Consider the following 13,185-nt stretch of genomic DNA (forward strand, 5'->3'; position numbering starts at 1 on the left):
CCACCTTAGGTAGCACGCCTTTTCCTGGCATCAGGGATTCCCCTGAAGTTCTCCCCTATTCGTGCTCGGAGGTGGTCTCGCCCCAGAACACCTCGTCGACGACCTGGCGCGCGCGCCTGGTCACCTTGAGGTAGTGCTCGAGGAACTCCTGGTACTCCTGCGGATCCCAGCCCGCAGCACCCGCGACGGCCGCCAGCTGCTGGCCCTGCTGCGGGATCTGATCCATGCGCTTGCCGCGCACAAGCACGATGGCGTTGCGCGCCTTCGTCGCGGTGTTCCACGCCTCCTCCAGGATGTCCACCTGCTCGGCGGGGATGATCCCCTCCTCGCGGATGACGTGGAGGGTCTCGATCGTCGAGGTGTTGTGCAGCCCCGGGTACTCGTGGGCGTGCATCATGGTCAGCAGCTGCACGGTCCACTCGATGTCCGACAGCGCGCCGCGGCCGAGCTTGGTGTGAGTGTTGCGGTCGGCGCCGCGGGGCAGGCGCTCGTTGTCCACGCGGGCCTTCATGCGGCGGACCTCGCGGATGGTCTTGTCGTCGATCCCGCCCGCCGGGTAGCGGTACTTGTCGATCATCCTAAGGAAGCGCTCGCCCAGGTCCGGGTCGCCTGCGATCCACGTCGCGCGCAGCAGCGCCTGGATCTCCCAAGCCTCGCCCCAGCGCTCGTAGTACTGGTCGTAGGACTCGAGCGTGCGCACCACCGCGCCGGAGCGCCCCTCCGGGCGCAGCCCCAGGTCCACCTCGAGCGGCGGGTCGCCGGTGGGCTTGGACAGCCGGGTGCGCATGCGGTCGCAGACCTCGATGGCCCAGCGCACGGCCTCATTTTCCTCAATACCCTCGGCGGGCTCGCAGACGAACATGACGTCGGCGTCCGAGCCGTAGCCCAGCTCCGCGCCACCGAGACGGCCCATGCCGATGACCGTGATCTTCGCCGGCTGCGGGGTGTCTTTGTCCCGCAGTGACTCGGCGATCTCGGCGTTGAGGGCGGCCTCGAGCACGGCGTCCCACACGTACGACAGGCTCAGGCACACGTCGTGGACGCTGAGCAGGCCCAGGATGTCGGCCGAGGCGATGCGCGAGAGCTCCGCCCGCCGCATCGAACGGGCCACGTTGATGGCCTTCTCCGGCTCGTCGTGGCGGCCCGCGGCCTTGACCAGCGACGTGCAGGCCTGGTCGTAGGGGGTTTCCAGGAGCTTCGGGCCGTGCGCGCCGTCGCCGAGCAGCTTGACCGAGTCCGGGGAGGAGATGATGAGGTCGGCGGTGTACGGCGAGTTGCCGAGGATGCGCATGAGCCGCCTGCCGACGATCCCCTCGTCGCGCAGCATCCGTAGGAACCAGGTCCGGTCCCGCGCAGCGTCGGAAAGCTTGCGGTAATTGAGCAGGCCAGCGTCGGGATCGGCGGTGTTGGCCAGCCACTCCATGAGGGTGGGCAGCAGCATCTCCTGGATCTTGGCCTTGCGGGATCCGCCCGCGGCCAGCGCGGTCAGGTGCTCAAAGGCGCGATCCGGGAATTTGTAGCCGAGCGCCTGCAGCTGCAGCTTCGCGGCCTCCGGCGAGAGCTTGATCGTGTCCACGGACATGGACACCACGGAGTTGAGCAGCGGCCGGTAGAACAGCTGATTGTGCAGGTTGGAGATCTGGTAGCGGACCTTGCGCAGGTTCTCCGCGAGCACCTCGATGGAGGTGCGGCGGCCGTCTCCCCTAAAGCCCGCGGCGTGGGCGAGCCAGCGCATGTTCTTCTCGTCGTTGTCGGCGGGGAGGGTGTGCGTGCGCTTGACCTTTTGCAGCTGGAGGCGGTGCTCGAGCAGGCGGAGGAAAGCGTAGGAGTCGATGAGCGCGCGGCCGTCCTCGCGGCCGACGTAGCCGCCGTCGACCAGCGCGCCGAGCGCGTCGACCGTGGCCAGCGTGCGCAGCGACTCGTCCGAGCGCCCGTGGACCAGCTGCAGGAGCTGGACCGCGAACTCCACGTCGCGCAGGCCTCCCTCGCCGAGCTTAAGCTCGCGCTGCTTGAGCGCCTTGGGCACGTTCTCGAGGACGCGGCGGCGCATCGCCTGGACGTCGTCGACGAAGGAATCGCGCTGGCTGGCCGTCCACACCATCGGTTCGAGCTGCGCGCGGTATTCCTTGCCCAGCGCCATGGCACCCGTCATCGGACGGCCCTTGAGCATGGCCTGGAACTCCCAGGTGTCCGCCCAGCGCTTGTAATAGGTGATGTGGGACTCGATGGTGCGCACGAGCGCTCCGTGCTTGCCCTCCGGCCTAAGCGCCGCGTCGACCTCGAAGAAGCAGCGGCAGCCGATGCGGATGAAGTCCGAGGCCAGGTGGGTGGCGTTCGCGCTCGCGGGCTCCGCCACGAAGATGACGTCCACGTCGGAGATGTAGTTGAGCTCGCGTGCGCCGCACTTGCCCATGGCCACGACGGCCAGGCGCGCGTCGACCGGGTCGTCGCCGAAGGTGTTGCGCACCGCGACGGCGAGCGAGGCGGTCAGCGCGGCGTCGGCGAGGTCGGCCAGCGTGTGAGTGACCGTGGTAAACGGCACCTCGGGCTGGCCCTCGCGCTTGTCGTTGGCCGGGTAGGTGCCAGCCAGGTCGATGGCGGCGACGCGCATGAGCAGGCTGCGGTAGACGCGGCGCAGGATGGACTCCGCCTCCGCTCCCCCGATGCCCGCCCGGTAGGTGCCCACGGTGTCGAGCCTGGGGCTTGCGGTGTCGGGGTCCTGGACCGGTCCGGCCTCCTCCGGGGCGACCTCGATCGCCGCGGGCACCGCCTGCACCGCGCCCAGGAGCTCCTGGAGCATCTCGCCGAGGGTGGGAAGGTTGAGGGTGAGCAGCTTCCACTCGAGCGGGTTGGCCACGAGGTGGTCGCCGAGCACCGAGGAGGCGCCGAGCAGGGAGATAAGCCGCACGCGGAAGGCGAGGTCGCTGCGCAGCTGCGCATCCACTTCCCCGTGCCCGCCCGCGTCTCGGTCGAGCGCCAGCATGAGGCGAACGAGGTTGTTGAGAGCCAGGTCGGCGTCGGCCGCTCCCGTGAGCGCCCACAGCAGATCGACGGAGGATTCGTTCATCCAACCGAGCCACTCCAAATCCTTTGCGGCATTTGGTCCGCGCAGGTTGAGGCCGGCGAGGGTGGGAAGTGCGTTGCGGGTCGTGCGTGGGTGCAGCATGTGGAAGAACTCTTCTTCTATGTCAGTCGGTTGCGGCGTGCGTCAACGGTCGATGCGGAGGCGAGGGCTAGTACTCGAGGATGGTCTCCAGCTCCCACGGGGTGATCTGCTGCTGGTAGTCGTGCCACTCGCGCCACTTGTTGCGGAGGAAGAACTCGAAGACGTGCTCGCCTAGGATGTCGGCGACGAACTCGGACTTTTCCATCTCGCGCAGGGCCTGGTCCAAGCTGGTGGGCAGGTCGACGTAGCCCATCACCTGGCGCTCGCGTCGGGTGAGCAGGGCGAGATCCTCTTCGGCGGGCTCGGGGAGCTCGTAGCCCTCGCGGATGCCGCGCAGGCCGGCGCCGAGCAGGACCGCCTCGGCGAGATACGGGTTGCAGGCGGAGTCGGGCGAGCGCACCTCGACGCGGCGGGAATCCGCCTTGGCCATGCGGTAGGTGGGAACGCGCACGAGCGCCGAGCGGTTGGACGCGCCCCAGGTGGCCGCGGTGGGGGCCTCATTGCCGAACAGGATGCGCTTGTAGGAGTTGGTCCACTGGTTGGTGATGGCGGAGAACTCGTTGGCGTGTGCGAGGATGCCAGCGATGAACTGCTTGGCCGTCTTAGAAAGGCTGAACTCGTCGTCCGGGTCGTGGAAGGCGTTGATGTCGCCCTCAAACAGGGACATGTGGGTGTGCATCGCCGAGCCCGCGTGCTCGCGGAACGGCTTGGGCATGAAGGTGGCGCCGACCCCGTTGTTGAGCGCGACCTGCTTCATAAGGTAGCGGAAGGTCATGATGTTGTCCGCCATGGTGAGCGCGTCCGCGTGACGCAGGTCGATCTCCTGCTGGCCCGGGGCGGTCTCGTGGTGGGAAAACTCCACCGGGATTCCCATGTCCTCCAGCGCGAGCATCGCGGAGCGGCGGAACTTCGGGGCGTCGTTGTGGCTGGCCTGGTCGAAGTAGCCGCCGTTGTCGGTGGGCTGGGGCGGCTGGCCGTCGGTTTTCAGCGACTTGACCAGGTAGAACTCGATCTCCGGGGAGACCATGCAGGAGAATCCCTCGTCCGCGGCCTTTTGCACCTGGCGGCGCAGCACCTGGCGCGGGTCGGAGTAGAAGGGCTGTCCGTCCGGGTTGCTGATGTCGCAGAACATCCTCGCCGTCTTCATCCGCGAGTCATCGTCGTCGAAAGGCAGCAGCTGGAAGGTGGACGGATCGGGCAGCGCGATGGTGTCCGACTCGGAGATGCGGGAGAAGCCCTCGATGGCGGAGCCGTCGAAGCCGATGCCCTCTTCGAAGGCGGACTCCAGCTCCGCGGGCGCGACCGACACCGATTTCAGATACCCGAGGATATCCGTAAACCAAAGGCGAACGAAGCGAATGTCGCGCTCCTCGACGGTGCGCAGGACGTAATCCATCTGTGATTCCATGCACCCAACGATACTTTTCCCGCCCGACCTTGGGACACCACTTCCCGATATTTCGCCCACATACAGGGACTTTCATTCACCATCCCGGACCCCTCACCCCCGCGGGGGTGGTCGTGTCGCACCAGCATGATGAACTCGAGTCAATTCGAACAAATATTCGTAAATTCCAGAAAGGGCACCCTCCATGCTGGCCACCGCCGCTTCCCGCACCAGCCACATTCCCACCGACGTCCCCGTCCCGCCGGAGACGACCCCCTACGGCTTCCTCCCCCACCTGTACCCAGGCACGCAGCTCGATCGCTTCCTGCCGCTGGCTTCGCGGCGGGCTGCGCGCCGACCCCGTCTCGAGGTCCTCACCGAGAAAGAGCCGGAGGTCGCCTCGTGGCGGCGGCGCGCCAGGCATCGCCTCGTCGATGCCATTGCCTCTTACGCGCTTAACAACTGGACCCCGCAGGACCTGGCCCATCTGCTCTCGCCGCTCGCCCGCGAGGCGATCTTCGCCGTGGCCGACGACGTAGCAGATCGCCTCCGTTATAACGACGACCTCGAGTACTCCACCTTTCTCTGCTGGGTAGATGCCCGCCCCGGTCGCACACGCAGCCCGTGGCAGGAGATCGAGGCCTGCGAACGCGCCGCCGAGCTCCTCGAGGAAGCCGCCAGTGCCGGTCGCGCGCTCAACTGGCTGCCCGCGGTCACGCACGTCCTGCCCACCGATGCCACCCCAGTCGTCGTGGCGCTCATGCGACGGATCCGTGCACTGCGCGAACGGGCGTCCGCCACACCCTACGCCGCGGAGTCGGCTGCCTGTACCGAGAAGGCCGTGCTCTTGGAGGACGAGGTCGCCCTCCAGCGCATCCGAAAGGTCACCGGCGAGGCCTCCGGTCCCGCCGCCACCCGCGTGTATGTTGACCCGCCCTGGCTTCGGCAGAAATTCCGAGCCTTCGCGGCCCTCGCCACCGGCTTCGAGGTAACCATTTCTCTGGTTGACGAGTCCGGCATTGTTCACGTCACGGGGCAGTTCGAGTGCGTCGAGGGTTTCCGGCGCGCCGCCGTACGCCTGAGCGCGCACATGCGCTCGGAAGATAAGCGGCTCGGATCCTACGCGGGCGAGAATGGCCTCAACAAGCGGGAGCTGGCCCGGGGCTTCTACGAGGGGCTGGGCACCACCTTGCGCCTGCATTCGTCCACCGCCGACCTTCCCACAGTGAAAGCAGGCCGCCAGCCCAACTCCGCCCAAATAACCCACCTGGGCTGCGAGAGCTCCTTCGAGCGCGGAATGAGTTGGGGCATCAATTCGGGGGTGAGTTTCCTCAAGGAAATGCAGCTGAGACGGCATACTCCCAGCACACCGGGGTATGGACCAGAGGCCTCCTAACGCTGGTGTCCCGAATAGCATTTTTGCTGCTAAAACAGTGTTATGGGAATTAAGAAGCAAATCGAGGTAGAGGTTAAGTTCGCGGTCGACCAGGACACCGTTTTGCCCCCTTTGGGGGCGGCGGAGTACGTGGTGCGCACGGACCCGGCTGTGGTTCACCACCTGTCTGCCGTGTACTACGACACCGACGACCTCCGCCTGTCCCAGGCAAAGATTGCCCTCCGCCGGAGAACCGGCGGCAAGGATGCGGGCTGGCACATCAAACTTCCGGGAGTTAACGGCCGCATCGAGCTCCAGCACCCCCTGAACCCGGAGCTCAGCCCGGAGGAGGACACGGTCCCCGAGGAGCTCATGAGCGTGATCCGCGTGCTCGTGCGCAACCGCCCGCTCAAGCCCATCGCGCGAGTAGATAACGAGCGCCACGAGGTCATCGCCTACGGCATCGACGATGAGCCGGTGGCCGAGTTCTGCGACGACCACGTCTCCTCTTGGTCGTACCTGCCGGAGGGCACCGAGCAGCACTGGCGCGAGTGGGAGATCGAGGCCACCGCTCACGCGCAGGAAACCGGCTTGGCGGAGCCGCTCATGCGCTCGGCTATCGGTTTACTCACCCAGGCCGGCGCCGTCGTGTCCACGAGCCCGTCGAAGCTCGTCATGGCGCTCGGCGAGTCCAGCCAGAACGCCGCACCGGGGTTCGCCGTGGCGCAGCTCGACGAGGACTCCCCCGCCTTCGCCGTGCTGCAGGCGCTCAAGCGCAACCGCGACAAGCTCATCGAATACGACCCCAAGGTCCGCCGCGATGAGTTCGACTCGGTCCACCAGATGCGCGTGGCCACCCGCGAGCTGCGCAGCCACATGCAGACCTTCGAGGGAATCCTCGTCGGCGAGAAATACATGGCGCTGGAGGATCACCTCAAGCAGCTGGCCGGAATCCTCGGCCAGGCCCGCGACGCGGAGGTCATCGCGGAGCGATTCGAGAAGCTCCTCGAGCTCGACGAGGCAGAGGTGCTCGACGAGCAGACGAAGAACCACCTCCACAACGACATGAAGCGCCAGTACGAGCTGGCCCACCGCCGCGTGGTCAAGACCCTCGACAACCCGCAGTACATCCAGCTGCTCGACGACCTTGACGAGGTGCTGGCCAACCCGCCGCTTGCCGAGGAGCTTCCGGAGGAAGTCCAAGAGGAAGCGCAGGCAGCCGAGCCGGAGGCCCTGGCGGACCAGCCGGAGGCCGCGGAGGAGGCAGGAGCAAAGGAGGAGCACAAGCACCTCACCCCGGAGGAGATCCTGCTCACCCACGTCGAGACGGCATTCAAGAAGCTCAAGCGCCGCCACGACTTCGCCAAGGCGGGCTGGATTGACCCGGAGCTCACGCTGCATCAGAAGGAGGAGCGCGTCCACGACATCCGCAAGGCGGCGAAAAAGCTGCGCTACTCGGCCGAGGCCGTCGGCGACGCGACCAGCCTAGACACGGCCAAGATCTACAAGGCGTGCAAGTGGATGCAGGAAGTCCTAGGCGACTTCCAGGACGCGGTCACCTCCCGCGATAAGCTCCTGCACTTCGCGGAGTCCTCGCGCCGCGCGGGCGAGGACACCTTCGGCTACGGCGTGGTCTACAACATCGAGCACCAGCTCGGGCTGGAGGCGCTGGAGAAGTACGACGAGTCCTACGAGAAGGTTGCCTCCTCGTACAAGGCGCTCATGAAGAAGGCCGCCAAGCTCTCCAAGAAGTAGAGCCGGGCGGCTAGGCGAAACGGGGGCTAGTTCTTGCCCCAGTCGTCGTCGGCCTCGTCCTTGGCGTCGGCCGCGGCATTGCGGGCCTTGGCGATGTCGAGGGCGTGCGCCGCCTCCTCGCGGGTGTCATAGGGGCCCATGCGGTTCTCGAAGCTCGAGACCTTCCCCTGCTCCACCTGCCCGGTGGCCTGGTTGTAGAACCACTTGAGGTCCTGGTCGTCCATGGTGTTCTCCCCTCTATTGATGTGGGTGGATGTTCCCCCAGACTAGCAATGCCGCGGGCGTTCCCGCCGTGGATTGGGGCGGGCGCCTTGGCGTCGATAAGCGAAACCAATTGCCGGGGCGGCGGGCGAAGCCAGTAGAGTGGATACGCCAACCAAAGACGATTGAAGCGAATTTCGAGGGATTTTCATGCCGATGTGGCCCCACTCCGAGGTAGACGCTGCGGCCCGCGCACTTAAGGCGCACGAGGCACGCTTCGGCGAGGCGAAGGCCGTGTGCTCCGCGCCCGCGACGTGGTCGCTCATCGGCGAGCACACCGACCACAGCGGCGGCGTCGTGCTCATGGCGCTGGCGGACATCCGTTGCACCGTGGCGGTCACCCCGCGGGCGGATCGCACCTTCGTCGTGCGGGAGATCTACCGCGAGGAGCCCTCCGGCGAGCTCGTCGAGCGCGAGTCCACCTGCGAGGCAGTTGCCCCCAACGCGGAGGAGGCCACCGCGCGCTCCACGGCCGAGCGAATCGCGGGGCTCGTCCACACGATGATGCACCGCCAGATGCTCTCCCGGGAGACCGCGGGCTTCGACGTCACCATGGTCAACGACATCCCGGCCAGCGCTGGGCTCGGCGCGACCGTCGCCCTCGACGTGGCGGCCGCGCTGGCCTTCGCTTCCCACCTCGAGGACCTCACCTCCGCGCCGGTGAAGACCAAGCTCGCGGAGGTCTGCTTCCAGTCGTCGCAGGCGTTCTCCCCCGCCCCGGAGGTACGCGCCCGCTACACCGCGGCGCTGCGCGGCCACTCTGATGCGATGAACGTCATCGACTACTCGGACGGCTCCATCACCCAGGCCACCAACCCCGTGGGACCCGCCGCGGGCACGGTGGCGCTCGCCGTCGTCCCGCCGCGGGGTACGGCGCGGGTCGAGGAGGTGGCCCGCCGCAACGGTTTCATCGACCAGGCCGCCCACGCGTTCGGTGCGGAGAACCTGCAGCTCCTGCCCGACGCCTCCACCCGCGTGATCGACTGGCTGCGCGCCGTCCACGACGTCCTCGGCCCCGAGGGCGTGCCGCTCGTCGAGGAGGCGAGCCTGTGGCTGCAGTTCATGGACAAGGAGACCGCCGACGCCAAGGCCGTCACCGCCGCGATCCGTTCGCGCAGGTTGGGCGAGCTCTACCCGGTGCTCGCGCGCTCGCAGTCGCACCTCGCGGACCTGCTGCAGCTCACGGACGTCGACTTCACCGTCGCGCAACTGTGCCTCGCCCGCGGCGCGCTGAGCGCCCGCAGCGCCGAGGCTGGCACGAGCACCGCGGTCATCGCGCTCGTCGACGGCTCGCACGCGGAGAACTTCGCCGCCGACCTGAGCGGGGACGGTTTCACCGTCATCGAGCTTGTCGACGGCCAGCCGGCCTGTTAGTCGGCAGGCCAGGCGAAGGAGACCGTACGGGTCTCCCGGTCGGCCTTGACCAAGGTCACCACCGCGCCCGTGCCGATCGGCGGCGCGCCCACGCAGTTGCCCATGACCGGCGGTTGCTCGATAAACAGCCGCGCGGCGCCGCGCTCCTCGTTGGACTCCAGCACCACGGCCTGGAAGTTGCTCCCGGTCCACGGCTCGAGCACCACGGCCTCGGTGAGATCCAGGCAGGCGCGGTCGACGGTGGAGGCCAGCTGCGAGCTGGAGCCCATCGCCTCGATCACCTGATCCAGCCCCTCGGCGGCCCACTGCGGCACCTCGGTGCCAGCGCACAGCGCCAGGCAGAACTCGGTGGCGTAGCGGTCGGCCAGCCGGCGCAGCGGCGCGGTGACGTGCGCGTAGTAGCCGCCCACGCCAGCGTGCACCACCGGCTCCTCCCCGCCCAGCTTCTGGTAGCCCGCCCCGCGCAGGAGCTTCTGGGCCTCGCGCATGAGGGCCATGCCGCGCGGCGAGTCGGCGTCGACGATAGCCAGGAGCTCGGCGGCGCCGTGCTCGTCGAGGAAGTCCGGCACGTCGAACTCGAGGGCCGTGGCCACCTTGCGGAACTTCGCCAGCGCGGCGTCGTCGGCGGGCGCGAGCGTGCGCAGGAGCCCGGCGCCGGCCTTGGCCATCATCTCGCCCGCGCACATGCCCGCGAGCAGCGAGATCTCGGAGTTGTAGTCCATGGACTTCAGCCGCGGCTCGAGCTCGAGGGTGATCTCGTGCTGCTCGTCGCGGGCGAGCGTCTGGCTCGGGGTGCGCAGGTTGATGGCGTTGCGGCGCAGCGCGGACTTCTCGCGCAGCTCGCCGACGGCCGCGAGGTGCTCGATGGAGGGGTGCGCGGTGCCCGCGTCCATGTCGCGCTGCACGCCCTCGTAGTCGAGGCGGGCGCGGGAGTGAACGATACAGCGCTCGCAGGTCACGCCGGTGACCTCGGCGGCCTCGTCGAGGTCGATCGACCAGAGGACTGCGGCACGGTCGACGTCGGGAAGCAGGCTGGCCGCGTCCTCGCTGAGCGCCGTCGGGTGCAGGCGGGCGGGCTCGTCGGGCAGGTAGATGGTCTGGCCACGCTTGAGCGACTCCCGCCCCACCTCGGAGTCGGGGGTCACGTAGGCGGCGACGTCGGCGATGGCGTAGTAGACGCGGTAGCCGCCCTCGCGCTTCTCGATGCACAGCGCCTGGTCCAGATCCATCGAGCCCACGGGATCGATCGTGACCAGCTCGATATCACGCTTGTCGACGCGCTGCCCCGCGAAGCGATCGACTAGGCGCCCCGCCTCGCGCTCGACGGCCTCGGGGAAGGCGACGGAGACCCCGTATTCGTCGGCGATGGCGTGGAAATCGAGAGTGGCGGCGTAGAGCTTCATGCTTGCTCATCTTTCCACAGCCGCCCACCGGCGGCGCGGCACACGCCACCTGAAAAAGAAATAAGGGCGAATGAGCCACCCTGTAAGCCGGATTCTGTACTTTCCCGGGTGGACCCGGGAAAGCGACGATCATCCATCTGGACGAACCATCGCTGGCCGCCTCAAGCAGCTACCCACGGACTCGGGCGAGCAGCCCTCAATCATCCGCGTGCCCGCGCACCGCGCGGGCTTCTTGCCTTGCTCCCGATGGGGTTTACATAGCCGCGCTGGTCACCCAGCGCGCTGGTGCGCTCTTACCGCACCGTTTCACCCTTACCAGGTCTCCCTGGCGGTCTACTTTCTGTTGCACTGTCCCGCGGGTTGCCCCGGGTTGCCGTTAGCAACCACCGTGCTCTTCGGAGTCCGGACTTTCCTCGTCGGGGTGCCGGCACGCGTAAGCGTCGATGCACCCCGCCGCGATCGTCTAGGCGGCTCATTCGCGTCCTACACCTTACTCCATCCCCAGGTGTCGGCGACAATGCGCGGGCTAGTCTAGGGCGTCGAGGTGCGAGGTGTCGTTGATGAGGCGGACGCAGGTGGGCCCGTCGGAGTAGAACTCCGCGATCGACAGCGACGCCAGGTCCAGGTGCAGCCGGTGGTAGACGCCCACCGGCGCGTCGAGCGCGACCCTCAGGATCGCCTTGATCGGGGTGACGTGGCTGACCACGAGCACCGTCTTGCCCTCGTAGCGCGTGCGCAGCTCGTCGAGGGTGCCGCGGACGCGGCGGAAGGCGTGCTGGAGGGACTCGCCGTTGGGCGGGGTGACCGAGGTGTCCGTCAGCCACGCGGTGTGCAGCTCGGGGTCGGCGTCGTGCGCCTGGGAGAACGTGAGCCCGTCCCAGTCGCCGAAGCTCATCTCGATGAGCCCGTCGATTGTCTCGACGCTTAGCCCCAGCTCGTCGGCCGCGGCCCACGCGGTCTGCTGGGCGCGCTCGAGCGGGGAGGCGACCACGGCGTCGATGCCGCCGATGCGCCCGAGCCGCGCTGCGGCGAGCTTGGCCTGCTCCTCGCCCAGCTCGGACAGCGCCGGGTCGGACAGGCCGGAGTACTGGCGCGCGGCCGACATAGGGGTCTGGCCGTGGCGAAGCAGGATGAACCGGGTGGCCTGGGTGACCGCGCCGTTCCAGCTGGTGGCGGGCTTCTCGGCCTCCTTCGAAGTCTCCTCCGAAGCCGCCTGGGTCGGCTCAGTCGGAACGGATGGCGCCGACTCGAGGAAGCCCACCTTCGCCCCCTTCTGCAGGGCGTCCATGGCCTTGTTGGCCAGCTCGTCGGCGCGCGAGTTCTCCTTGCGCGGCACCCAGGTATACGTCACGGAGTCGAAGCCCTGGGCCACGTCGCGGCACTTGAGCGCCAGCTCGCGCATGTCGGGGTGCTTGATCTTCCAGCGGCCCGACATCTGCTCGATGACGAGCTTCGAGTCCATCCGCACGCTCACCCGGCGCGCGCCCAGCTCGCGGGCGCGGTTGAGCCCGTTGAGCAGGGCGTGGTACTCGGCGACGTTGTTCGTGGCCTTCCCGACCACGTACGCCAGGGTGTCGATGATCGCGCCTTGGCCGTCGAGAAGCACGGTGCCGGAACCGGCCGCGCCCGGGTTGCCGCGGGAGCCGCCGTCGGCCTCGATCGTGATGTCTTCGTAGGTGCTCATGCTCGACTAGGCGTTCCTCACCAGGAAGGTGCCGCACTCGGGGCACTCCGGCATCTCCTCGGGCGCGGCCTGGCGGATCGCGGAGAGGTCGGCGGGCGGCAGGACGATGAAGCAGCCGCCGCAGGAGCGGCCGTTGAAGGCGGCCACGCCGACGCCGTTTTCGAGGCGGCGCTCGTCGAAGGTCACGAGGATCTCGTCGGGCAGCTCCTCGCGCAGCTCGCCGATGCGCTCCTCGCGGTCGGCGGCGGTGGCGGCGGAGTCGTTCTCGGCGAGCTTGGCCTCGAGCGCCTCGATCTTCTTCTGGTCTTCCTTGACGCGCTGCGCGCACAGGTCGGCGTTGTTGCGCAGGGCGTGGATCTCGTTGTGGGCCTCCTGCAGCTCGCTCATGAGGTCGGCGATGCGGGACTTGGCGGCGTACAGGTCGTGCTCGAGGTCACGGCGCTGCTCGATGTCGCTGGCCGCGCCCAGCTGCACCTTGTCGTCGGCGGCGCGGCGGCGCAGTTTGCGTTCGTCCTCCTGGATGCGCAGGATCTCCAGCTCCATGTCGTCCACGGCGAGCTGGGCGGAACCGGAGGCCTCCACCAGGCGGGCGTGCTCCTTCTTCGCCGCGTCGAGCTCCTGCTGGGCCTTGCTGCCCGCCGCGGGGGCCGCCTCACCATTGCGCAGGGTGGTGGCCAGCTCCAGCAGGGTCTTTTGCTCGTCGATGGAAAGCTTCATGGTCGGTTCCAATCTAGATAAGGGTGTGTTGAGTTCTCGCGGCTGCGCGCACGGTGGTGCGCA

The 13,185-nt window shown here is 67.9% G+C and carries 9 protein-coding genes and 1 other RNA gene; 3 read left to right on the forward strand and 7 right to left on the reverse strand.

The features are described 5' to 3' along the window. Positions 1–55: 55 nt before the first annotated feature. Both B843_RS09370 and glnA read right to left on the reverse strand, forming a co-directional pair. Entirely contained in the window at positions 56–3,166 is a 3,111-nt protein-coding gene (locus B843_RS09370; RefSeq protein ID WP_025253255.1) for a bifunctional [glutamine synthetase] adenylyltransferase/[glutamine synthetase]-adenylyl-L-tyrosine phosphorylase, read from the reverse strand. 67 nt (positions 3,167–3,233) lie between these two features. After that, complete coding sequence (gene glnA / locus B843_RS09375) at positions 3,234–4,574, reverse strand: type I glutamate--ammonia ligase (protein ID WP_025253256.1); 1,341 nt, start codon at positions 4,572–4,574, stop codon at positions 3,234–3,236. 184 nt (positions 4,575–4,758) lie between these two features. Here glnA and B843_RS09380 point away from each other — a divergent pair, with 184 nt between their 5' ends. Both B843_RS09380 and B843_RS09385 read left to right on the forward strand, forming a co-directional pair. After that, positions 4,759–5,949, forward strand: a complete 1,191-nt coding sequence (locus tag B843_RS09380; protein WP_025253257.1) for a hypothetical protein — start codon at positions 4,759–4,761, stop codon at positions 5,947–5,949. A 42-nt stretch (positions 5,950–5,991) separates the two neighbouring features. Next, complete coding sequence (locus tag B843_RS09385) at positions 5,992–7,683, forward strand: CYTH and CHAD domain-containing protein (protein ID WP_025253258.1); 1,692 nt, start codon at positions 5,992–5,994, stop codon at positions 7,681–7,683. A 26-nt stretch (positions 7,684–7,709) separates the two neighbouring features. Here the strand turns inward: B843_RS09385 and B843_RS09390 are convergent, their stop codons facing one another. Then, on the reverse strand, positions 7,710–7,907 hold the full coding sequence (locus tag B843_RS09390; protein ID WP_025253259.1) for a hypothetical protein: 198 nt from the start codon (positions 7,905–7,907) through the stop codon (positions 7,710–7,712). Between the two features lie 187 nt (positions 7,908–8,094). Here B843_RS09390 and B843_RS09395 point away from each other — a divergent pair, with 187 nt between their 5' ends. Next, the gene (locus B843_RS09395; RefSeq protein WP_025253260.1) at positions 8,095–9,318 is read left to right on the forward strand and encodes a galactokinase family protein; all 1,224 of its coding nucleotides are present in this window, start codon (positions 8,095–8,097) and stop codon (positions 9,316–9,318) included. Here B843_RS09395 and B843_RS09400 read toward each other — a convergent pair. The 4 genes from B843_RS09400 to B843_RS09410 form a co-directional block, all read right to left on the reverse strand. Beyond that, a complete protein-coding gene (locus tag B843_RS09400; RefSeq protein ID WP_025253261.1) occupies positions 9,315–10,721 on the reverse strand; it encodes an RNB domain-containing ribonuclease in 1,407 nt (468 codons plus the stop codon). The genes B843_RS09395 and B843_RS09400 overlap by 4 nt on opposite strands. 67 nt (positions 10,722–10,788) lie before the next feature. Further along, positions 10,789–11,196: RNase P RNA component class A (gene rnpB, locus B843_RS13360), an RNA gene on the reverse strand. A 51-nt stretch (positions 11,197–11,247) separates the two neighbouring features. Continuing rightward, positions 11,248–12,405: a bifunctional RNase H/acid phosphatase gene (locus B843_RS09405; protein WP_038595437.1), complete on the reverse strand. Its 1,158-nt coding sequence runs from the start codon at positions 12,403–12,405 to the stop codon at positions 11,248–11,250. Between the two features lie 6 nt (positions 12,406–12,411). Next, positions 12,412–13,122: a zinc ribbon domain-containing protein gene (locus B843_RS09410; RefSeq protein ID WP_025253263.1), complete on the reverse strand. Its 711-nt coding sequence runs from the start codon at positions 13,120–13,122 to the stop codon at positions 12,412–12,414. Between the last annotated feature and the right edge of the window lie 63 nt (positions 13,123–13,185).

It is taken from the genome of Corynebacterium vitaeruminis DSM 20294 (assembly GCF_000550805.1).
In the GTDB taxonomy this organism is placed as follows: domain Bacteria; phylum Actinomycetota; class Actinomycetes; order Mycobacteriales; family Mycobacteriaceae; genus Corynebacterium; species Corynebacterium vitaeruminis.